This is a genomic window from Achromobacter sp. DMS1, from assembly GCF_001270295.1.
Window position 1 is genome coordinate 1 of record NZ_LHSJ01000033.1, and the last position, 22,727, is coordinate 22,727.

The 22,727-nt window shown below is 67.9% G+C and carries 17 protein-coding genes and 1 pseudogene; 15 read left to right on the top strand and 3 right to left on the bottom strand.

Annotation, left to right across the window (positions count from 1 at the left end; all coding sequences use genetic code 11):
• Positions 1–1,664 (bottom strand): annotated as a pseudogene (glnE, locus tag AD428_RS06325) (bifunctional [glutamate--ammonia ligase]-adenylyl-L-tyrosine phosphorylase/[glutamate--ammonia-ligase] adenylyltransferase); the annotation flags it as partial.
• 99 nt (positions 1,665–1,763) lie between these two features.
• On the opposite strand from glnE, the gene AD428_RS06330 reads away from it, so the two are divergent.
• On the top strand, positions 1,764–5,432 hold the full coding sequence (locus AD428_RS06330; protein ID WP_152968003.1) for a YhdP family protein: 3,669 nt from the start codon (positions 1,764–1,766) through the stop codon (positions 5,430–5,432).
• Between the two features lie 71 nt (positions 5,433–5,503).
• On the opposite strand, the gene rho is transcribed toward AD428_RS06330, so the two are convergent.
• Positions 5,504–6,766, bottom strand: a complete 1,263-nt coding sequence (gene rho, locus AD428_RS06335) for a transcription termination factor Rho (RefSeq protein WP_053244559.1) — start codon at positions 6,764–6,766, stop codon at positions 5,504–5,506.
• 114 nt (positions 6,767–6,880) lie between these two features.
• On the bottom strand, positions 6,881–7,207 hold the full coding sequence (gene trxA, locus AD428_RS06340; protein WP_053244560.1) for a thioredoxin TrxA: 327 nt from the start codon (positions 7,205–7,207) through the stop codon (positions 6,881–6,883).
• Positions 7,208–7,516: 309 nt separating this feature from the next.
• Between trxA and AD428_RS06345 the strand changes: the two genes are divergently transcribed.
• From AD428_RS06345 to AD428_RS06410, 14 genes are all read left to right on the top strand, one after another.
• On the top strand, positions 7,517–9,478 hold the full coding sequence (locus AD428_RS06345) for a DNA topoisomerase IV subunit B (protein WP_053244561.1): 1,962 nt from the start codon (positions 7,517–7,519) through the stop codon (positions 9,476–9,478).
• Positions 9,478–10,071 (top strand): YcxB family protein, encoded by a 594-nt coding sequence (locus AD428_RS06350; RefSeq protein WP_053244562.1) that lies wholly within the window; start codon positions 9,478–9,480, stop codon positions 10,069–10,071. Before AD428_RS06345 ends, AD428_RS06350 begins: the two co-directional genes overlap by 1 nt.
• A 37-nt stretch (positions 10,072–10,108) precedes the next feature.
• Positions 10,109–12,439, top strand: coding sequence for a DNA topoisomerase IV subunit A (gene parC / locus AD428_RS06355; protein WP_053244563.1), 2,331 nt, complete (start codon positions 10,109–10,111; stop codon positions 12,437–12,439).
• Between the two features lie 237 nt (positions 12,440–12,676).
• Positions 12,677–13,225, top strand: coding sequence for a MarR family winged helix-turn-helix transcriptional regulator (locus tag AD428_RS06360; RefSeq protein WP_053244574.1), 549 nt, complete (start codon positions 12,677–12,679; stop codon positions 13,223–13,225).
• Complete coding sequence (gene ectA / locus AD428_RS06365) at positions 13,222–13,782, top strand: diaminobutyrate acetyltransferase (RefSeq protein ID WP_053244564.1); 561 nt, start codon at positions 13,222–13,224, stop codon at positions 13,780–13,782. The genes AD428_RS06360 and ectA overlap by 4 nt, the downstream gene beginning before the upstream one ends.
• 124 nt (positions 13,783–13,906) lie before the next feature.
• The gene (gene ectB / locus AD428_RS06370) at positions 13,907–15,214 is read left to right on the top strand and encodes a diaminobutyrate--2-oxoglutarate transaminase (RefSeq protein ID WP_053244565.1); all 1,308 of its coding nucleotides are present in this window, start codon (positions 13,907–13,909) and stop codon (positions 15,212–15,214) included.
• Complete coding sequence (locus AD428_RS06375; RefSeq protein ID WP_053244566.1) at positions 15,211–15,612, top strand: ectoine synthase; 402 nt, start codon at positions 15,211–15,213, stop codon at positions 15,610–15,612. The genes ectB and AD428_RS06375 overlap by 4 nt, the downstream gene beginning before the upstream one ends.
• A 17-nt stretch (positions 15,613–15,629) precedes the next feature.
• Positions 15,630–16,556 (top strand): ectoine hydroxylase, encoded by a 927-nt coding sequence (gene thpD / locus AD428_RS06380; protein ID WP_053244567.1) that lies wholly within the window; start codon positions 15,630–15,632, stop codon positions 16,554–16,556.
• A 222-nt stretch (positions 16,557–16,778) separates the two neighbouring features.
• On the top strand, positions 16,779–17,651 hold the full coding sequence (locus AD428_RS06385; RefSeq protein ID WP_053244568.1) for an MOSC domain-containing protein: 873 nt from the start codon (positions 16,779–16,781) through the stop codon (positions 17,649–17,651).
• A 214-nt stretch (positions 17,652–17,865) separates the two neighbouring features.
• Positions 17,866–18,234, top strand: a complete 369-nt coding sequence (gene panD / locus AD428_RS06390; protein ID WP_053244569.1) for an aspartate 1-decarboxylase — start codon at positions 17,866–17,868, stop codon at positions 18,232–18,234.
• A gap of 68 nt (positions 18,235–18,302) precedes the next feature.
• Positions 18,303–19,349, top strand: a complete 1,047-nt coding sequence (locus tag AD428_RS06395; protein ID WP_053244570.1) for a CDP-6-deoxy-delta-3,4-glucoseen reductase — start codon at positions 18,303–18,305, stop codon at positions 19,347–19,349.
• A gap of 197 nt (positions 19,350–19,546) precedes the next feature.
• Complete coding sequence (locus AD428_RS06400; RefSeq protein WP_053244571.1) at positions 19,547–20,803, top strand: D-amino acid dehydrogenase; 1,257 nt, start codon at positions 19,547–19,549, stop codon at positions 20,801–20,803.
• Positions 20,804–20,807: 4 nt separating this feature from the next.
• A complete protein-coding gene (locus AD428_RS06405; protein ID WP_053244572.1) occupies positions 20,808–22,160 on the top strand; it encodes an extracellular solute-binding protein in 1,353 nt (450 codons plus the stop codon).
• Between the two features lie 243 nt (positions 22,161–22,403).
• Positions 22,404–22,727: TrbG/VirB9 family P-type conjugative transfer protein (locus AD428_RS06410; RefSeq protein WP_082308292.1), on the top strand; the 324-nt coding region annotated here is incomplete at its 3' end.

A 22,727-nucleotide genomic window follows, 5' to 3' on the forward strand; every position in this document is an offset into this window, starting at 1 on the left:
GCCGGCCCAGGGGCTGGCCGCCAGTCATGGCGCGCCACGCGCGCCAGCGTGTCGGGGTATTCGGCCAGCAGGGCGAGGATAGGCGCTGCGCTGGGCGATGGTTTCGATGAGGTCGAACAGCCGCACGGCGGCCTGGGCCGGGGCGGGCGTCTGCAGCGCGGCGCGCAGCGCGCCAGGCAGCAGCGTCTCGAGCCGCGCCGGCTGCCGTCGGGCAGGCTGCGCACGCGGTGGCTGGCAAGCAGGGTCTCGGCGCGCCGCTGCAGGTCTTCGGCCTGATCGCCGAACGCCTCGCGGATCTGGGCGTCGAGGTCGTTTTCCGCGGCGTCGTCGTCGCGGGCGCCGGGCGCGGCCGGCTCTTCCGTATCGCCCATGCCGACCAGCCGGAAAACGTTGCGGAAGGTGCGCGAGACGAATGCGCGGTGCTCGGCCAGCGTGGCCTCGAATTCCTCCGGCGCCAGGCCCATTGCCCGCGCCAGGGCCGCGCGCAGCGACGCGTCGCCGGGCAGCAAGTGGGTCTGCTCGTCTTCGCGGTACTGCAGCATGTGCTCGGTGCGGCGCAGGTAGCGGTAAGCCTCCACGAGCCGGCGGGCATCGTCTTCGGGCAGCAGCCCGGCCGCGGCCTCGGCCTGCAGAGCTTCGAGCAGGCCGCGCTTCTGCAGGGCCGGCATGCGCCCGCCGCGGATCAGTTGCGCTAGCTGGACCACGAATTCGATTTCGCGGATGCCGCCGTCGCCCAGCTTGATGTTATTGGCGCTGTCGATGCCGTTGCGGGCCATGGCGCGGCGCTGCCAGTCCTGGCGGATGCGCTCGCGCAGCGCGCGCAGCGAGGCCAGCGCGTCGAAATCGAAATACTTGCGGTAAACGAAGGGCACGCGCAGGCTTTCGAGCTGGCGCGCCTGCGGCGCGCTGTCGCTGCCCGCGAAGGCATGCGCGGGCATCAGCCGCGCTTTCAGCCAGGCATAGCGCTCCCATTCGCGGCCCTGGCCGATCAGGTAATGCTCCAGCGCGTCGAGGCTCCACGCCAGCGGGCCGGCGTCGCCGTCCGGCCGCAGGCGCAGGTCGGTGCGGAAGACCTGCCCGTGTGCGTCCACCTCCGACAGCACCGGCATCATGCGGCGCGTCAGCCGGCCGTAGAACTCATGATGGCTGATCCGCCGCGGCCCGCCGGTTTCGCCTTCTTCGCCGTACAGCATGATGAGGTCGATGTCCGAGGAGACATTGAGCTCGCATCCGCCCAGCTTGCCCATGCCCAGGATCAGCATTTCCTGGGGCTTGCCGGTGGACGGGTCGATGGGCACGCCATGCACGCCGGCCATCTCGGCCGCCACGCTGCGGTAGGCTTCGCCGACCGCCAGGTCCGCCAGCGCGGTCATGGCGCCCACCACTTCTTCGAGGTCGGCCAGGCCCGCCACGTCGCGCACGATGAGGGTGCAGAACACGCGTTCGCGCAATTGGCGCAGCACGACGCGGCAGGCGTCCACCGGCAGAATCGCGGCGGCGTCCGTGCCGGCCAGCGCGTCGCGCCAGGCGGCGAGGCGGGCGGGCGTCAGGGGCTGGAGCGCCTCGGTTCGCAGCCAGCCGGCCAGTTCGGGGCGGGCATCGAGGCGCCGGCGCAAATGGCCGGACCAGGCCAGGGCGGGGGCGAGCAGATCGGAAGTTGACATGGCAAAAGGCCGGCAGAAGGCACGGGTTTCAGGTATAAGTGGGGACGATACCGCAAGACCTTCCTTCCTGCCCATCGACCCGTGTCTGTTTCGAAAAAAGTGCTCCGCTGCCTGTTCTGGGGCGCGCTGGCCATTTATGGCGTGGCGGCCGCCGGCTTGCTGGGCGTGCGGTACTGGGTGCTGCCCCGTGTCGACGAATGGCGGCCCCAGATCGAAGCGTACGCCAGCCGCACCCTGGGCGCCCAGGTGCGCATCGGCGAGATCCGGGCCGACTGGCAGGGACTCAATCCGCGGCTGGACCTCGACCGGGTGCGGGTCTACGAAAGCGGCGACGGAGCCAGCCCCGATTCCGGCTCCGTCTCTGGCTCCGATCCGGTCCTGACGCTGCCCGCCGTGTCGGCGGTGCTGGGCTGGCGCAGCGTGCTGGCCCTGTCGCCCACGCTCATCCAGTTGCGCGTGGACCGGCCCGAACTCACCCTGCGGCGCGATGCCGGCAATCACCTGTGGGTGGCGGGGCAGTCCATCGACCTGAATACGAGCGACCACCAGGCCGACCTGAACCATCCCGCGCTGCGCTGGCTGGCCCGCCAGCGCGAAATCGTCTTACGCGACGCGACGCTGCGCTGGCAGGACGAACGGCGGCAGGCCCCCGAGCTGCTGCTGCGCAATGTGAACCTGCTGGTCAGGAACGGCCAGCTTTCGCACCGCTTTGCGTTGAGCGCGGCGGCCGAACCGGCGCTCGGCCGCCGGCTGGGCCTGCGCGGCGAGTTCAACCGCAGCCTGTTCTCGGCGCATCCGGCCGACCCCGCGAGCTGGAGCGGCCAGCTGTACGCCGAACTGAACGATGCCGAGCCCGCGGCCTGGCGGCCCTGGCTGGACGTGCCGCCGTGGGCGGGACGCATCGGCGCACGGGCCTGGCTGGCGCTGGAGCATGGCAAGTTCACCGACCTGACCGCGGACGCCGCGCTCCGGGGGCTGGCGTGGCGGTCGGCGGAAGACGGGCCGGCCCTGCGTGCCGGACAAATCCAGGTGCACGTCCAGGGCAAGCCGGGCGACTTCCTCGCGGGCCGCGATCTGCCCTTTGCGCGCAGCCCGGGCGCGCCCGATCTCTCGGTCCGGGCAGTGTCGGAGCAGGTCCAGGCGGACCTGCCGGGCATATTCGAGCAGCCCAGGCTGGAGGCGGACCGGCTCGAGCTGTCGGCGGGCATCAAGGGCGCCGACGCGCGCGACTGGTATCTGGACGTGGGGCAATTGCGCCTGCAGAACGCCGACCTGGAACTGCGTCTGCGCGGGCAGTGGTATGCCCAGGGCAAGACGGCGGCCGGCCGGGCCGACATCAGCGGCACGCTGGTGCGCGCCGCCATGCCGGCCATCCATCGCTACCTGCCGCTGGAAGTGAACCGGGATGCGCGCGAATGGCTGTCCACGGGGCTGCGGGCCGGAGAACTGAGCGCCGCGGCGCTCACTTTGCGCGGGGACCTGTCTGATTTTCCCTTCGCTGCCCCGGGGGACGAGGGGGAATTCGTGCTGGCCGGCAATTACGCCGGCGCCACGGTGGATTACGCGCCCGCCCACGGCCATCGCAAGGGCTGGCCGGTGCTCGAGAACCTGTCGGGCAGTTTCCGCATCGACAAGGTCAGCCTGAGCCTGGACAGCCGCGGCGGCGCCTGGGCCCGCACCGGCCCGGAGCACAAGGTGGCGCTGGGACAGGTCAACGCCACCATTCCCAACATGGAGCACGAGGCCGAGCTGCTGGTGGACGGCCAGACATCCGGGCCCGTGCCGGCGTACCTGGCCATGGCCGCCAATTCGCCGCTGGGCGGCCTGCTGGACGGCGCGCTGGACGAAGCGCGCGGCACGGGCGACTGGCGCCTCGCGCTCAAGCTGCGCGTGCCGCTTTTCAATGCCGACGACACGCAGGTGGAGGGCCGTATTTCCTTTGCCGACAACACCTTTTCCCTGATGCCGGAAATGCCCGCGCTTTCCCAGCTGCGGGGCACGCTGGAGTTCTCGGAAACCGGCTTGCGGGTGCCCGAGCTGCGCGGCCAGTTCCTGGGGGGACCGGCCCGCATTTCGGGGCAGCTGGGCCAGCCCTCCGACAGGCTGGCGTTCGACGGCACGCTGGCCGCGTCGCAGCTCACGCAGGTGAGCAACACGCCTTCCATGTCGCGGTTCAGCGGCAAGGCGAGCTATCGCGGACAGCTGGGCTACCAGAAGGGCGGCGCGGTGGAAATCGCCGTGCAGTCCGACCTCGCGGGCATGGCCATCGACATGCCCGCTCCCATGGGCAAGACCGCGCAGGCATCGCGCCTGCTCAAGGTGCAGTGGGGCGCGGCGCAAGACCACGGAGCGCGCAACCGGCGCTGGCTCACCTTCACGCTGGGCGACGAGGTCAACGGGCTGTTCGAGCACGACCCGGCCGACGCTTCCGCGTCCTATTTCAACAAGGCGGCGATCGGGATCGGACGGCCGGCGAGCCTGCCGGACCGGGGGTTGAGCTTCAATGTGCAGATGCCGGAAACCGACATCGACGGCTGGGAAACCGTGGGCGACGGGTTCGAGGCGCCGCCCGGCAAAGGCCGGCGCGCCTCGCGGCCGATGCTGCCGCCGGTCGACCGGGTCAGTCTGTCCACCGGCCTGATGCGGCTGAGCGGCTACACGCTGCATTCGCTGACCCTGTTCGCCACCCGCCCGGCTCCCAATCAATGGCGCGTGGACATCGACTCCAGGCAGGCCGCCGGCGCGCTGGAGTGGCGCGAGGCCTCGGGCGCCATCGCCGGCCAGATCACGGCGCGCCTGAAGCACCTGTCGCTGGGCGGCCCCGACGATACCAACCAGGCGGACCAGGCGCTGTCATCCAGCAGCGACCTGTCCGATATTCCCGCGGTGGACCTGCGCGCCGAGGAGTTTCTGCTCTACGGCAAGAAGCTGGGCACGCTCACCGTGCGCGGCACCAACCTGGAGCGGGGGCGCCGCTGGCGCCTGGACCAGCTCGCCATCTCCAATCCCCAGGCCGGCCTCAACGCAACCGGGCAATGGCGGCTGGACGGCGCCGACCGCGGCCTGACGGTGGATGCGGAGGTGAAGTTCGCCGACCTCGGCGGCTTCCTGGACCGCATCGGGTTCCAGCAGGTGGCCTCGGGCGGCACGGGCACGGTCAAGGGCAACGTGACCTGGCGCAACCTGCCCTGGACGCACCGTATCGCCGACCTGTCGGGCGAGGCCGAAGTCAGCCTGGACAAGGGGCGCTTCATGCACGTGAATTCGCGCACCGCGCGCCTGCTGGAGCTGCTGTCGCTGCAATCCCTGCAGCGCCTGGCCCGGCTGGACGTGAACCCGACCAATCTGCTGCGCGAGGGGTTCCCGTTCGATACAGTGCGCGGCCAGCTGAAGCTCGCGGATGGATTGCTGTCCACCGAGGGCTACAAGATCAACGGCCCCGTGGCGGCCATCGTGCTGGCGGGCAGCGTCAACCTCATCCTGGAACGCTGGGACATGAAGGCCGTGGTGATTCCCAACCTGGACGCCAGCGGCGCGGCGGTGGTGACGGCGCTGGCGGTGAATCCGCTGATCGGGCTGGGCGCCTTCGTTACGCAGTGGCTTCTCAAGCAGCCCCTGGCGCGCGCCATGACCGTGCAATACCGGGTGACGGGCAGCTGGGACGACCCGAAGATCGAGCCGGAGGAGGAGACGCAGGCCGGCCCCGGATCGCCCGCGCGCCCGCAGTCCGGCCCCGGCGAAAGCTGGCCCGAGTCCGGCGGGCGCTGACGCGCCGCGAGGCGCCAGAAAAACAAAACCGCCACGCGAGGTGGCGGTTCGGTCCGAGGCGCGGAGCCGGTTTATTTCTTCTTCATCATGTCGAAGAATTCGGCGTTGGTCTTGGTGGCGCGCATCTTGTCGAGAATGAACTCCATGGACTGGACCTCGTCCATGTCGTGGATGAACTTGCGCAGCACCCACACCTTCTGCAGCAGGTCGGGCGCGATCAGCAGCTCTTCGCGGCGCGTGCCCGACTTGTTCAGGTTGATGGCGGGGTAGACGCGCTTTTCGGCCAGGCGGCGTTCGAGGTGGACTTCGGAGTTGCCGGTGCCCTTGAACTCTTCGTAGATGACTTCATCCATGCGGCTGCCGGTCTCGATGAGCGCCGTGCCCAGGATGATGGTGAGCGAGCCGCCTTCCTCGAGGTTGCGCGCGGCGCCGAAGAAGCGCTTGGGGCGCTGCAGGGCATTGGCGTCCACGCCGCCGGTCAGCACCTTGCCCGAGGCGGGCACCACCGTGTTGTAGGCGCGGGCCAGGCGGGTGATGGAATCCAGCAGGATCACCACGTCCTTTTTCATTTCGACCAGGCGCTTGGCCTTCTCGATGACCATTTCGGCGACCTGCACGTGACGGGTGGCGGGTTCGTCGAAGGTGGAGGCCACCACTTCGCCGCGCACCGTACGCTGCATTTCGGTCACTTCCTCGGGGCGCTCGTCGACCAGCAGCACGATCATGACGGCGTCGGGGTAGTTCGTGGTGATGGCGTGGGCGATGTGCTGCATCATCACCGTCTTGCCGGACTTCGGGCTGGCGACGATGAGGCCGCGCTGGCCCTTGCCGATGGGCGCGAAGATGTCCAGGATGCGGCCGGTGAGGTTTTCCTCGCTCTTGATGTCGCGTTCCAGGCGCAGCGGCTGGTTCGGGTGCAGCGGCGTCAGGTTCTCGAACATGATGCGATGCTTGATCGCTTCGGGCGGCGCGCCGTTGACCTTGTCCACCTTCACCAGGGCGAAGTAGCGCTCGCCGTCCTTGGGCGTGCGGACCTCGCCTTCGATGGAGTCGCCGGTGTGCAGGTTGAAGCGGCGGATCTGCGACGGCGAGATGTAGATGTCGTCCGTGCTGGCCAGGTACGAGGTTTCAGGCGAGCGCAGGAAACCGAACCCGTCGGGCAGGACTTCCAGCACGCCGTCGCCGAAGATCTGCTCGCCCTGCTTGGCGCGCCGTTTCATGATGGCGAACATGAGCTCCTGCTTGCGCAGGCGGTTGGCGTTCTCGATTTCCAGGCCAGCGGCCATTTCCAGCAACTGCGAGACGTGCAGCGCCTTCAGTTCGTTGAGGTGCATCGCGGTGAATTTGGGGGGAAGTAAGGAGATTTCTGGCGGCGCGCCACGGACGGGCCCGCGCGGTTCTGAACGGGCGCCGCCGCAAGGGCGGCGCCTGCGTTCCGGGCGGGGGCTTTAGAGCGCGCCGTCCAGGAACGCGGTGAGTTGCGATTTGGACAAGGCGCCCACCTTGGTGGCGGCGGCCTGGCCGTCCTTGAAGAGCATGAGGGTGGGAATGCCGCGGATACCGTACTTGGCCGCGGTGCCCTGGTTTTCGTCCACGTTCAGCTTGGCGACCGTGAGGCGGCCGGCGTACTCGGTGGCCACTTCCTCGAGGATCGGAGCAATCATCTTGCAGGGGCCACACCAGGCAGCCCAGTAGTCCACCAGCACCGGCTGGCCGGATTTCAGCACATCGGCCTCGAAGCTCGCATCGCTGACGTTCTTGATTTGGTCGCTCATGGGGGGTTCTCTATTCGGCTGCACGAGGCGCGAAAGACGAAGAAAAAAGGGGACGCGCCCGTTGTTCTAGTTTGTGGGATGGATTAAAGCATACCACTGTCCATAACAACAGGCTTTGCGGCTTTTGTGTAGCATGTTGCGGCGCAAATGCCGCAGCGCGGTCCGCGGACCGGGCGCGCAGCGCGGAAAGCAAGATGTCATCGTACCGAATTCACGGCTGCTCAGGTCGTGCGCAACCCAGCGGGAGCCGCGCAGAACCTGGGCTTGTCCGTAAAATGTCGGTTTTTTTCCACAGATGTTGGGGATAACTTGGCCACACCACGTTACACCGAGGCGTCCATACGCGTTCTGAAGGGGCTGGAGCCCGTGCGCCAGCGCCCGGGCATGTACACCCGCACCGAAAACCCCCTGCACGTCGTGCAGGAGGTCATCGACAACGCCGCAGACGAGGCCCTGGCCGGCTACGGCAAGCAGATCCAGGTCACGCTGCACGCCGACGGCAGCGTCTCCGTCGAGGATGACGGCCGCGGCATTCCCGTGGGCCTGCATCCCGAAGAGAACGCGCCGGTCGTGGAGCTGGTGTTCACCCGCCTGCACGCCGGCGGCAAATTCGACAAACAGGGCGGCGGCGCCTACGCGTTCTCCGGCGGCCTGCACGGCGTGGGCGTTTCCGTCACCAATGCGCTGGCGACCCGCCTCGAAGTGGTCGTGTGGCGCGACGGGGCGGTAAACCGTCTGATCTTCAAGGACGGCGAGGTGGCCGAGCCGCTCGCGCCGTATCCCGAGGCGGGGCGCAAGAAATCCGGCACCCGCGTCCGTGTCTGGCCCGATGCCCGCTATTTCGACAGCCCGAACATCCCGCTGGGCGAGCTCACGCATCTGTTGCGCAGCAAGGCCGTGCTCCTGCCGGGCGTGAAAGTGCTGCTGGTCAACGAGAAAACCGGGGACACCAGGACATGGCAGTACCAGGACGGCCTGCGCGGCTACCTGTCGGAGGCCCTGGCCGGCGCCGAGCTCATGGTGCCCTTCTTCGAGGGCGAGCAGTACGCCGGCCCCGACCACGAAAGCTTTGCCGAAGGCGAGGGCGCCCAATGGGTCGTGGCCTGGACCGAAGACGGCAACGTGGTGCGGGAGTCCTATGTCAACCTGATTCCCACGCCGGCCGGCGGCACGCACGAGTCCGGCCTGCGCGAGGGGCTGTTCGGCGCGGTCAAGGGCTTTGCCGAGCTGCACAGCCTGCTGCCCAAGGGCGTGAAGCTGCTGCCCGAAGACGTGTTCGCCCGCGCCAGCTTCGTGTTGTCGGCCAAGGTGCTCGACCCGCAGTTCCAGGGCCAGATCAAGGAGCGCCTGAACAGCCGCGACGCGGTGCGCCTGGTGGGCGGTTTCTCCAAGAGCGCGCTGGACCTCTGGCTGCACAGCAACGTGGAGTACGGCAAGAAGCTCGCCGAGCTGGCCATCCGCCAGGCGCAGGCGCGCCAGCGTTCGGCCCAGAAGGTCGAAAAGCGCAAGAGTTCGGGCGTGGCGGTGCTGCCCGGCAAGCTGACCGACTGCGAAGCCAGCGACCCCTCCCGCACCGAGGTGTTCCTGGTGGAGGGCGACTCGGCCGGCGGCTCGGCCAAGATGGGGCGCGACAAGGAGTTCCAGGCCATTCTGCCGCTGCGCGGCAAGGTTCTGAATTCCTGGGAAGTCGACCGCGACCGCCTGTTCGCCAACAACGAGATCCACGACATCGCCGTGGCCATCGGGGTGGATCCCCACGGCCCGGGCGACAATCCGGACCTGTCCGGGCTGCGCTACGGCCGCATCTGCATTCTTTCCGACGCGGACGTGGACGGCTCGCACATCCAGGTGCTGCTGCTGACGCTGTTCTACCGCCACTTCCCCCGGCTGGTCGAGGCGGGCCACGTGTATGTGGCCAAGCCGCCGCTCTTCCGCCTGGACGTGCCGGCCGCGGGCAAGCGCCCGGCGCGCAAGATCTACTGCCTGGACGAGGGCGAGCTCGAAGCCGCCCAGGACAAGCTGCGCAAGGAAGGCGTGCGCGAGGGCGCCTGGGCGGTGAGCCGCTTCAAGGGCCTGGGCGAAATGAATCCCGAGCAGCTCTGGGAAACCACCATGAATCCCGACACGCGGCGCCTGCTGCCGGTGGGCTATGGCGACCTGAGCCCCGAAGAAACCACGCGCATGTTCGACATGCTCATGGGCAAGGGAGAGTCGTCGCAGCGTCGCGCCTGGATCGAAGAGAAGGGCAACCTCGCGGAGCTCGACATCTGATGGCCCATCCCGCACCCGCGCGCATGGTCGTCGATCTCACCGCCGACGACTACGCCGAATTCGCCGTCTACGTGTACAAGCGCCCGGACCTGCGCAACCGCCGGTTCCGCTCGCACCTGCGTTTCGCCATCCTGATGATCGTGGTGCTGTTCGCGTACCTGGCATGGCAGACCTGGGGCCCGGGCGGCCCCGACTGGGGCCGCATGCTGCCCACCTACGCCGAGGGGCTGGCGGTGGGCCTGGGCATCCTGGCCCTGCTGGCCGCGGCCTACGAGTTCCTGCTGCCGCCGCTGGTGCGCATGAATACGCGGCGCATGGTTTCCCGCCAGTCCGACGGCATGTTCCTGGGGCGCCACCAGCTCGATTTCGGGCCCGAGGGCATCGACGACGCTACCGGCTCGGCCTCCGGCCGCATGGAGTGGGACGCCATCAAGCGCGTGGAGGAGACGCCGGAACATCTCTACGTGCTGCTCGGCACGCAGCAGGGCGTCATCATCCCCAAGCGCGGGCAGAACGAGGCCACGCTGCGGGCGGTGCGCGAGCAGATGCGCGCGCACGTTGCCGACACGCGCCTGGCGGGGGCCGGGGCCTGACGGCCTTTCCGAACGATATCGTCTATCTGAATCCATCATGACCGACAGCAATCAACCCGGTTTGTTCGACGCTTCCGCCGGCGACGGCGGCGATGCCGCCATCACGCTGGCGCGCTACGCCGAGCAGGCCTATCTCGACTACGCGGTGTCCGTGGTGCGCGGGCGCGCGCTGCCCGACGTGGGCGACGGCCAGAAACCCGTGCAGCGCCGCATCCTGTACGCCATGCAGGCCATGGGCCTGCACTCGGGCGCCAAGCCGGTCAAGTCCGCGCGCGTCGTCGGCGACGTGCTCGGCAAGTACCACCCCCACGGCGACCAGGCCGCCTACGATGCCATGGTGCGCATGGCGCAGGACTTCACCCTGCGCTATCCGCTGATCGACGGGCAGGGCAACTTCGGCTCGCGCGACGGCGACAACGCCGCCGCCATGCGCTACACCGAGGCCCGCCTCACGCCCATCGCCCGGCTGCTGCTGGACGAGCTCGACGAAGGCACGGTGGACTTCGTGCCCAATTACGACGGCAGCCAGCAAGAGCCGCAGATGCTGCCGGCGCGCCTGCCCGTGATGCTGCTCAACGGCGCCTCGGGCATCGCGGTGGGCATGGCGACCGAAATCCCGCCGCACAATCTGCGCGAAGTGGCCCAGGCATGCGTGGCGCTCATCAAGCGGCCTGACCTGCCGGACGCCGAGCTCAACGGCCTCATTCCCGGCCCGGATTTCGCCGGCGGCGGCCAGATCATCACCCCCGCCGAGGACATTGCGCAGATCTACGCCGCCGGGCGCGGCTCGCTCAAGGTGCGCGCGCGCTGGCAGTTCGAGGAACTGGCGCGCGGCCAGTGGCAGCTCGTGGTCAACGAACTGCCGCCCGGCACCTCCTGCCAGAAGGTGCTCGAGGAAATCGAGGAAATCACCAACCCCAAGGTCAAGAGCGGCAAGAAGAGCCTCACGCCCGAGCAGACGCAGGCCAAGGCCGTCATGCTCAACCTGCTGGACGCCGTGCGCGACGAGTCCGGCAAGGATGCGGCGGTGCGGCTGGTGTTCGAGCCCAAGACCTCGCGGGTGGACCGCGACGAGTTCGTCAACACGCTGCTCGCCCAGACCAGCATGGAAAGCAGCGCCACGGTCAACCTGGTGTGCATCGGCACCGACGGCCGGCCGCGCCAGAAGAGCCTGCGCGACATCCTCGCCGAGTGGCTGGCGTTCCGCACCGCCACCGTGCTGCGCCGCACCCGCTTCCGCCTCGACAAGGTGGTGGACCGCATCCACGTGCTGGAAGGCCGCATGGTGGTCTACCTGAACGTGGATGAGGTCATCCAGACCATCCGCGAGTCCGACGAGCCGCGCGCGGCGCTCATGGAGCGCTTCAAGCTCACCGAGCGGCAGGCCGAAGACATTCTCGAAATGCGGCTGCGCCAGCTCGCGCGCCTGGAAGGCTTCAAGATCGAGCAGGAACTGGCCGACAAGCGCGAAGAGCAGGTGCGCCTGCAGGAACTGCTGGACAGCCCGGCCGCGCTCAAGCGTCTGCTGGTCAGGGAAATCGAGGCCGACGCCAAGCAGTACGGCGACGATCGCCGCACCCTGATCGAAACCGCCGAGCGCGCGGTGCTCGAAACCAAGGTGCTGGACGAGCCGGTGACGGTCATCGTGTCGCAGAAGGGCTGGCTACGCGCGCGCCAGGGCCATGGGCACGATGCCTCGCAGTTCGGCTTCAAGCAGGGCGACGATCTCTACGGCGCCTTCGAATGCCGCACCACCGACACGCTGATCGCGCTGGGCGACAACGGCCGGGTCTATTCCGTGCCCGTGGCCGGCCTGCCTTCGGCGCGCGGCGACGGCCAGCCCGTCACCACCATGATCGACCTGGAAAGCGGCACGCGCATCGTCCACACCATCGCCGCCTCGCCCGACACCCGCTGGCTGCTCGCCACGCGCAAGGGGTATGGCTTCGCCGCCCGGCTGGGCGACATGGCCAGCCGCCAGCGCGCGGGCAAGCAGTTCGTGACGTTGGAAGCGGGCGACGAGCTGCTGCGCCCGGTGCCGCTGTTCGCGGGAGCGACGCAGCTCGCGCTGCTGTCGCACAAGGGCAAGTTCCTGGTGTTCGGGCTGGACGAGGTCAAGTCGCTCTCGGGCGGCGGCCGAGGCACCATCCTCATGGGCCTGGACGCCAACGACAGGCTCGACCAGACCGTGCCCATCGGTCCGGCCGGCCTGCGCGCCGCCGGCATCTACCGCAACAAGCCCACGGAAGACATCCTGGCCGGCCAGGCGCTGGCTCCCTACGTGGGCAAGCGCGCGCGCAAGGGGCGCCAGCTCGACGTGAGGCCCAGGCAGCCGGTGCTGTCGCCCGTACTGGGCCCCGCCGGATAAGAATAGCGCCTAGCGGCGCGGGCCCCTATGGCCAGGGCCTCGCGACCCGAGCCCGCCCTGTGCCGGGGGCGGGCTTTTTATTTGTCTGGCCAAAATGTAAAAAACTGCATGCTGGCGCGATCTTTCGTCAACTTGCGTGCATTTTCACGCATTGTTCCGACAATTTTGTTTGACTCAAATCTATATGGCGCATATGATTTGAGTTGAAATCATTTGATCCTGATGCTTTTATTCACCATGACTGACGTAGCGAATCCGGACCCGGCTTCACAGCAGTACGACCTGCGCATATTGCGCGCGCTGCGCCGCATCACGCGCTCGATTGCGCTGCATTCGCGGCAGTTGTCCGCCGTGAGCCACATCACCGCGCCGCAGCTCATGTGCCTGCGCACGGTGATCGCCAACGGACCGCTCACCGCCACGGCCATCAGCCGCGAGATCCACGTCAGTCCGAGCACCGTGGTGGGCATCCTGGACCGGCTCGAAGACAAGGGGCTGATCCGGCGCGAGCGCGGCCGGGAAGACCGCCGCATCGTATTCGTGACCGCCACCGACGCGGGCCGCGAACTGGCCCGGGGTGCGCCGTCGCCGCTGCAGAAGCACCTGGCCGACGCCCTGAACGCCCTGCCCGAACTGGAGCAGGCCACGATTACCTTGTCCCTGGAACGCATCGTCGCCCTCATGGAGCAGGAAGGCCAGGCGGCCGATGCGCACGGCGACCCCGCGTCACCCATACTCGAGGTGCCGACTGGCGGCGCGCCTCCCGAATCTGGATTGGTCGTATGAGAACACACGAACTGAACGCGCACACGATCTCAAGTGCCGTGGCGCCGGCGGCGGGCAGCAAGACGCACACCATGCGTCCTCCCGGCCGCAAAGACGGCGCCGCGATCCACCAGCTCATTTCCGAGTGCCCGCCACTCGACCTCAATTCCCTCTACGCGTATCTGCTCCTGGCCGAGCATTTCCGCGACACCTGCGTCGTCGCCGAAAGCATGGGCGGACGCATCGACGGTTTTATCTCCGCTTATGTGCCTCCCGGCCGGCCCGACGTGCTTTTCGTCTGGCAGGTCGCGGTGCACGCCCGCGCACGGGGCCAGCGATTGGCCCGCGCCATGCTGCGAGCGCTCTTGCAACGCGAATCGCTGCGGCATGTCCGCCATCTTGAAACCACGGTGGGGCCCGACAACATGGCCTCGCGCCGCAGTTTTACCGGCCTGGCCGCCGAACTGGGCGCCCACGTTTCCGAGCAGCCGTTCTTCGACCGGCAGATGTTCGGGGGCGCGGACCACGACGACGAGATGTTGCTGAAGATCGGCCCCTTTGCCTTGCCCGCTTCCTGAAGCGGGCCGGGCCCTGCGGCCGGGTAAATAACCGCGACGGTTCCACAGCCTGTCTGGCGGCGCATGCCCGCGGCCGGAGGCGGCTGGCCGTCCGTCAACTCATGAGATGAAGGGAGGACTATTCATGGATCTGAAAATTTTTGACAGGATGGAGTCGGAGGTGCGGGGGTATATCCGGTCCTTCCCCGTGATTTTCAACCAGGCCCGCGGTTCCACGCTCATCGACGAAGACGGCGCCGAATACATCGACTTCTTCAGCGGGGCCGGCACGCTGAACTACGGCCACAACAACCCGGTTTTCAAGGAAAAGCTGCTGGAGTACATGCAGGCCGACGGCGTCGTGCACGGGCTGGACATGGCCACCAGCGCGAAGAAGCGCTTCCTCGAAACCGTGGACCGCGTGCTGCTCAAGCCGCGCAACTGGAAGTACACGCTGCAGTTCACCGGCCCCACCGGCACCAATGCCGTGGAAGCCGCGCTGAAGATCGCGCGCCAGGTCAAGGGGCGCCCCAACATCGTATCGTTCACCCACGGCTTTCACGGCGTGAGCGGCGGCTCCCTGGCCGCCACCGCCAACATGAAGTTCCGCGACGCCTCGGGCTACCCGCTGGCCAACACCACCTTCATGCCCTATGACGGCTATTTCGGCCCCGACGTGGACACCATGTCCTATTTCGAGCGCATGCTGGACGATCCCAGCAGCGGCCTGGACAAGCCGGCGGCGGTCATCGTGGAGACGGTGCAGGGCGAGGGCGGAGTGAACGTGGCGACGCTGCGCTGGCTCAAGGAGCTGGAAAAGCTGTGCCAGCGCCACGACATGCTGCTCATCGTGGACGACATCCAGGTCGGTTGCGGCCGCACCGGCACGTTCTTCAGCTTCGAGGCCGCCGGCATCCGGCCGGACATCATCACGCTGTCCAAGTCGCTGTCGGGCTTCGGCCTGCCCATGTCCCTGGTGCTGATGAAGCCCGAGCTGGACGTCTGGAAGCCCGGCGCGCACAGCGGCACCTTCCGCGGCAACAACCTGGCCTTCGTGACCGCGACCCAGGCGCTGGAAACCTACTGGACCAACACCGCGTTCACCGCGGAAATCCAGCGCAAGGAGCGCATGGTGCGCGACTGGCTGGAAAACCTGGCCCACAGCTACCCCAACGCCGGTCTGTCGGTGCGCGGCCGCGGCCTGATCCAGGGCCTGGTCTGCAACGGCGACCACGCGCTCGCCAACCGCATCGCCGCCTGCGCCTTCAAGAAAGGCGTGGTGATCGAGACCTCGGGCGCGCACGACGAGGTGCTGAAGCTGCTGCCCGCGCTCACCATCGAGGAAGCGCTGCTGGGCAAGGGCCTGGACGTGATCGAGGCCAGCGTGGCCGAAGCGCTGGCCGAAGATGGGCAATCCGCCCGCATTCTCAAATTTGGAGGAAACCGCCGATGATCGTACGCAACGTCAAGGACGTGATTGGAACGCCGGACGAAGTCCGCACCGACACCTGGGTCAGCCGCCGCGTGCTGCTGAAGAAGGACGGCATGGGCTTTTCGTTCCACGAAACCACGATCTTTCCCGGTGGGCGTACCCACATCCACTACAAGAACCATCTCGAGGCGGTGTGGTGCATCGAAGGCGACGGCTCCATCGAAACCGTGGCCGACGGCAAGAAGTACGAACTGGGCCCGGGCGTGGTGTATGCCCTGAACGAACACGACGAGCACTGGCTATGCGGCGGCAAGGAGCCGCTGCGCGTCATCTGCGTATTCAACCCGCCGCTTACCGGACAGGAAGTGCACGACGAGCACGGCGTCTACGCGCTGCCCGAAGAAGCCGCCGCGGCCTGAACATCAAGGAGGTACTCATGATCTCAACGGCACAGGATCCGTACGCGTCCCGTACGGATCGAAGCTCCGCCATCATCTCCCGCCAGGATCCCGTGGTCTACGGCGAAGGCAAGTACGCCGACGCCCTGACCGCCGGGCAGGTGCAGGCCTACGAGCGCGACGGCTTCCTGCTGATCGAGAACCTGTTCTCCGAGGAAGAAGTGCGCGCGCTCTCGTCCGAAGTCGAGCGCATGACGCGCGACCCGTCCATCGTGCGCCGCGAGGAAGCCATCACCGAGCCCGGCAGCAACGCCGTGCGGTCCATTTTCATGGTGCACGTGCTCAACCCGGTGCTCGCGCGGCTGACGCGCGACCCGCGCCTGGCGAACGCGGCGCGCCAGATTCTCGGTTCCGAGGTCTACATCCACCAGTCGCGCGCCAACATGAAGCCCGGCTTCAAGGGCAAGGAGTTCTACTGGCACTCGGATTTCGAGACCTGGCACGTGGAAGACGGCATGCCGTCCATGCGCGCGTTGAGCTGCTCGGTGCTGCTCACCGACAACAACGAGTGCAACGGCCCGCTGATGCTGGTGCCGGGATCGCACCGCCAGTTCATTTCCTGCGTGGGCGAAACGCCCAATGAGCATTACAAGCAGTCGCTCAAGAAGCAGGAATACGGCGTGCCCGATCCCGTGAGCCTGCAACTGCTGGTCGAGCAGGGCGGCATCCGTTCCATGACGGCCAAGGCCGGGTCCGTGGTGTTTTTCGACTGCAACACCATGCACGGCTCCAACAGCAACATCTCGCCATGGCCGCGCGCCAACGTCTTCATGGTCTACAACAGCGTGGAAAACAGGCTGGACGATCCGAAGTACGGCCTGTCGCCGCGTCCCGAGTACATCGCGACGCGCAAGACCTTCAAGCCGGTCATGCCGCTGGACAAGCTGAAGCTGGTGGGCGGCTGAAGCCATTGCCCGCGGCCCGCGCCGACGGCCCCTGGGCCGGCGCGGGCTTTTTTTGCCGCCGGACAGTCCCCAGGCAACAAGGCCGGCAGCAAGCCCGCGGCAGCGTGGGCGGCGCGTGGCGCGCTTCCGATCGCGGGGCGGCTCCGGTCGCGGGTTCTCGCCCGCCGGGGCGGCGCTCTGCTATGCTCTGCGCGACATTCTCCTTCCTGCCGCCGCGCCGCCATGTCCGCACGCATCCTCAGCCTGCACATCTATCCCATCAAATCCTGCGCCGGTATCGGGCTGGCGGAGTCCGCCATCGACCGCGCCGGGCTGGCCGGCGACCGCCGCTGGATGCTGGTTTCCGGGGAGGGGCGCTTCATGACGCAGCGGCAATGGCCGCGCATGGCGCTCATCCGCCCGGCCCTGGCCGACGGCGTGCTGCGCGTGTCTGCGCCCGGCATGCCGGACCTGGAAGTGCCGCTGGACGGCTCGGGCCTGCGGTCCGGCGCCGAGACCGTGGGCGTCTGGAACGACACCCTCCAGGCGCGCCGCGAAAGCGGGGAGGCGGCGGCGTGGTTCTCGCGCTTTCTCGAAGCGCCGTGCGCGCTCTACAAGGTGGACGAGGCGGCCCGCCGTCCCGCCAAGCCGGACTGGGTGGCGCGTTGGATCGATGCGCACCCGGAGCTGGCGGCCGCTTTCGACGGCGATCACTTCTTCGGCTTCGCCGACGGCTTCCCGCTGCTGATCGCCAACCAGGCCTCGCTGGACGATCTCAACGCGCGCCTGGAGAAGAAAGGGGTTGCGCCCGTGCCCATGAACCGCTTCCGCCCCAATATCGTCATCGAGGGCGGCTGGGAAGCCTACGAGGAAGACCACACGGCCATGATCGAAGCGCAGGGGGTGCGCATGGCGTTCGTCAAGCCCTGCACGCGCTGTCCCATGCCCGACATCGGCCAGGACACGGGCATCCGCCACGTCGAGCCGGGGCAGACCCTGGCGGCATACCGCAGCCTGGATATTGGCGTGGTGTTCGGTCAGAACGCGATCGTGGACGCGCCGGCGGGCGCGCGCCTGAAGGTGGGCGCGCCGGTCGAAATAGAGCTCGACTTCTGAAGGGAGCCGGGGGGCGCCTGCCAGGACGTTTGCAGGGGCGGGCGCCATCCGTTTCCGGCCGGCCGCGCGTCCTCGGCACAGCGGCAAAAATTATAGAATACGAGGTTCCGGCGGCAGGTCCGGCTGCCGCCGCGCGCGCCGCGCCATGCGCGGGCGTTTTGCAATCCCTCTTGCACACGTCGCGTTCCGGAGCGCGAACCAGGATTTTTTCACCATGCAACGCATCATGCTGCGGGCAAAGCTGCACCGCGTCACGGTCACCGAAGCCGACCTTCACTACGAGGGCTCGTGCGGCATCGACGAAGACCTGCTGGACGCTGCCGGCATGCGCGAGTTCGAACGCATCGAACTCTACAACGTCACCAACGGCGAACGCTTCGACACCTACATCATCAAGGCGGCTCGCGGCAGCGGCGCCATTTCGCTCAACGGCGCGGCGGCGCGCCGCGCGCAGGTGGGCGATCACATGATCATCTGCACCTACGGGCCGATGTCGGAAGAAGAATCGGCCACGCACAAGCCCCGCGTGGTGCTGGTCGATGCGGCCAACCGCGTGAAGGAAATCCGCAAATTCCCGGCGTAGCGCCGGGCCGGGCGGCGCGCGGGCGGACACGTTCCGGCGGCGCGCCGTCGCACTCGAACCGTTTCATCATGAGCTTTCAGGTCATCATCCAACCCAGCAAGCACCAGTTCCAGGTCGAACCCGGCCAGACCGTGCTGGACGCCGCCCTGGCGGCCGGCATCGTGCTGCCCTATAGCTGTCGCAACGGCGCCTGCTCTTCCTGCAAGGGCAAGGTGGTGTCCGGGGAGTTCGACGCAGGCCCGTATCCCGCGCAGGCGCTGTCGCCCGAAGAGCTGGCCGCCGGCTACACGCTGTTCTGTCAGGTCCGGCCCTCGTCCGACATGGTGCTGGAATCCACCGAAGTGCGCCTGGCTTCCGACATCCAGATCCGCAAGCTGCCCTCGCGCGTGCAGGCCATGGAGCGCGTGGCGCCCGACGTCACGGTGCTCAAGCTGCAATTGCCGGCCTCCGAGCAGTTCCGCTACTACGCCGGGCAGTACATCGAGATCATCCTGAAAGACGGCCGCCGCCGCAGCTATTCCATGGCGGGCGCGCCGCATACCGGCAGCCCGCTCGAACTGCACATCCGCCACATGCCGGGCGGTGTCTTCACCGACCACGTCTTCGGCGCGGGCGAGACACAGATGAAAGAACGCGAGATCCTCCGGCTCGAAGGGCCGTTCGGCTCGTTCTTCCTGCGCGAAGACAGCGACAAGCCGGTGGTGCTGCTGGCCAGCGGCACGGGTTTCGCGCCTGTCAAGGCCATCGTGGAGCACATGATCCACGCCGGCATCCGCCGCCCCGTTGCGCTGTACTGGGGAGGCCGCCGTCCGCGCGATCTCTACATGCACGCGCTGGCCCGGTCCTGGGCCGACACGCTGCCCGATTTCAAGTACGTGCCTGTAGTGTCCGACGCCCTGCAGGAAGACGGCTGGAGCGGCCGCACGGGCTTCGTGCACGAAGCGGTCATGCACGATATTCCCGACCTGTCGGGCTACCAGGTGTACGCCTGCGGCACGCCGCTCATGGTGGAGGCGGCGCGGCGCGAGTTCAGCACGGACTGCGGCCTGCCGGCCGAAGAGTTCTACGCCGATGCCTTCACCTCGGAAGCCGACCTGGCGCGGGCCGGGGCGTAGGCCGCCCGGGCGCGAGCCGGCGTCGGGCGCAGGCTCTGCCCCTCTTTTTCCCGAACGCGCCTCGCCTTGGCGGCGCAGCGTTTTTTTACGATGCGCGCCCGGCGGCAAGGTAAACTCTGGAGTCATCTGAGCGGCGGCTTGCCGGCAGGCGACGACATCGGGTCGGACGCGGGCGGCGCGCAGGGAGCAATGCGGGCATGAAAGTAGCGGTATTGGGCAGCGGCATCATCGGAGTTTCCAGCGCCTGGTGGCTGAGCCAGGCGGGCCATGATGTCGTCGTGGTCGATCGCTGCACCGGTCCCGCCCAGGAAACCAGCCTGGCCAACGGCGCGCAGATCTCGGTGTCCTATGCCGAGCCCTGGGCCAATCCGCAGGCGCCTCTCAAGCTGCTGAAATGGATGTTCCAGGACGACGCGCCGCTGCTCTTCCGTCCGCAGCTCGACTGGCGGCAATGGCAATGGGGGCTGGCCTTCCTGCGCGAATGCCTGCCCGGGCGCCTGGCGCCCAACATCCGCGCCATGGTGCGCATGGCCGAGTACAGCCGCGCCACGCTGCGCGGCATGCGCGCCGAGCTGGGCATCCAGTACGACCACCTCGAGCGCGGCATCCTCAATTTCTACCGCGATTCCCGCGAATTCGAGAATTCCCAGCGCGCGGCCGGCCTGATGCGCGACTTCGGCGTCGAGCGGCGCGTGGTGTCCGCCGACGAAGTCATCGCCATCGAGCCCGCGCTGGCGCCGCATCGCCAGACCATCGTGGGCGGCGACTACACGCCCGAAGACGAAAGCGGCGATGTCCATCTTTTCACGGTGGCGCTGGCGGGCCATTGCGAACGCGCGGGAGTCGAATTCCGCTACAACACCCGCGTCACCCGGCTCGTCACGGCGGGCGGCAGCGTCCAGGGCGCGGAAATCATCGGGCCCGACGGACGCTACGGACAGATCCAGGCCGATGCCTACGTGGTCGCGATGGGCAGCTTCAGCCCGTATCTGCTGCGCCCGCTGGGCGTCGCCTGCAACGTGTACCCGGCCAAGGGCTATTCGGCCACCTTCCCGGTGCTGCGGCCGCAGGCCGCGCCCACGGTCAGCCTTACCGACAGCAGCCACAAGGTGGTGTTCTCGCGGCTGGGCGACCGCCTGCGCATGGCGGGCACGGCCGAACTGTCGGGCTATTCCCGCAGCCTCAACACAGGGCGCTGCGAGGCGCTCACGCGCCTGGCGCGCGAACTCTTTCCCGACGCGCTCGATTTCGAGCGCGTCAGCTACTGGTCGGGCCTGCGTCCGTCCACACCTTCTAACGTGCCCATCATCGGGCGCAGCCGGATTCCGAATCTCTATATCAACACGGGACACGGCACGCTGGGCTGGACGATGGGCGTTGGCTCGGGCCGGGCATTGGCCGATCTGCTGAGCGGACGGACGCCCGAACCGGAATTTCCTTTTCTTGGTCTGTGAACCTATGAAGAAATTGCAATTGGCGGGCTTGGCCCGCGCAATGTTCGCCACCCGGCGGGCATGGGTTTTTGGGGCCGCCATGGCAATGGCGGGAGCGGCGCACGCGGCGCCGGTCGAGATCCAGGTCTGGTACACGCTGCCGGACGCCAACAAGGCCGAGTTCGAGAAGCTGGCCAAGCAGTACAACAAGGAGCAGGACCAGGTGCGCGTCAATCTGCGCGCCTTCTCCTCTCCCAAGGATCTCGAAGACGCGACGGTGGCCGCCGTCAAGTCCAAGAAGGCTCCCAACCTGGTGCAGCTTTCCGACAACCATTCGCCGGAAGTGGTGGCGCAGCACAAAGCCATCCTGCCGCTCTACTCGCTGCTCGCCAAGTACCCCATCAAGGACCTGAACTGGTTCGTGCCGGAAACCAGCAGCTTCACCCGCGACAGCAAGGGCCGCATCCTGGCCTTCCCCTGGATGGCCGAAGTGCCGGTGATGTTCTACAACACCGCCGCCTACAAGAAGGCCGGCCTGGATCCCAAGAAGCCGGCGCGCACCTGGACCGAGCTGCAGGGCGAGCTGCTCAAGCTGCGCGACGTGGCCGACATGGACTGCCCCTACGCGTCCAGCGACCAGGTCAGCGTGCACCTGGAGAACCTGGCGCCAGTGAACAACCAGCTCTTCATGACCAACAACAACGGCCTGGCCGCGCCGGCCGGCAAGAAGGCCGCGGCGGCGGGGGCCGCTTCGCTGCAGTTCGACACGCTTTATATGCGCCATGTCTCGCTGATGGCGAGCTGGAAGCGGTCGCTGTTGTTCATGGCGCATTCCGGCGACAACGCCAGCGACAAGCTCTTCGCCAAGGGCGAATGCGCCGTGCTCACCAGCTCGTCCGGCGCCTTCGGCCAGTTCCTGAACACCAAGTCGCTGCAGTTCGGCGTGGCGCCGCTGCCGTACTACGACCAGGTCACCAAGACGCCGGGCCGGCCCTTCGTGAGCGGGGCGGCGCTGTGGGCGCTCGAAGGCCATCCCCAGGCCGAGGAAAAGGCCACCGCGCAATTCCTGGCCTGGCTGTCCAAGCCCGTCATCGCGGCCGAATGGCACCAGCGCACCGGCTACCTGCCGCTGACCGAGGCGGCCTTCCGCGCGTCGGACGTGTCCTTCTATGACCGCGTGCCCGGCGCGCAGTCCGTCGTGGCCTCCATGCGCAGCAATCCCGCGCCCAGCGGCCGCGGCTTCCGCCTGGCCAACTACGACCGCATCGAGCCGGTGCTGAACCGCGAGCTCAACGATGCCTTCGAGGGCAAGACGCCCCCGATGGCCGCGCTGAACAACGCCGCCGCCCAGGCGCGCAGCATCGCCGCCCAGCGTTGATCCGCCGTCCATGCCTGCTTTCCCGACCCGGCTTCTTGCCGGGTTTTTTCTTCCGGGGCCGTCCCAGGCAAAACCCGGCAGGGCGGCAAGCCCCGCAGCTTGGGGCATTCTCATCGGCCCCGGCTGTTCCGTGCGGGATGAATTCGTCCGTTCGTACATGTTCGTCTGGCTAGGGCTCCGCGCCTCGGCCACCATGCCGTCCATGCGCTCCGCTCCTGGCGCGCTCCTGTTTGGCGACGAGGCATGGTCCGACTTGTATTCTTCCTGGCCGGCGCGGGAGGGCTGGTTTCCTGCGCGCTGCCCCCCGCGGGGCCGGCGGCGTCCTGGCGCGCCAGTTCCGCGTCGGCGGTCTTTCATTTCGACTGGCGCCTGTCGGGCGACCCGGCCGTTGCGCCCCTGCAGGTTTTCGACGACGGCAGACAGGCATGGCTGCAGTTCGCGCCGGGCCAGCCGCTGCCCGCCATCTTTGGCGCCGACGAGTCGGGCGAGCGCGCGCTGCCGTATGTGGTGCGCACGCCCTATGTGGTCGTCGACGGGCCGTGGCGCCGCCTGAGGTTCCGCGGCGGC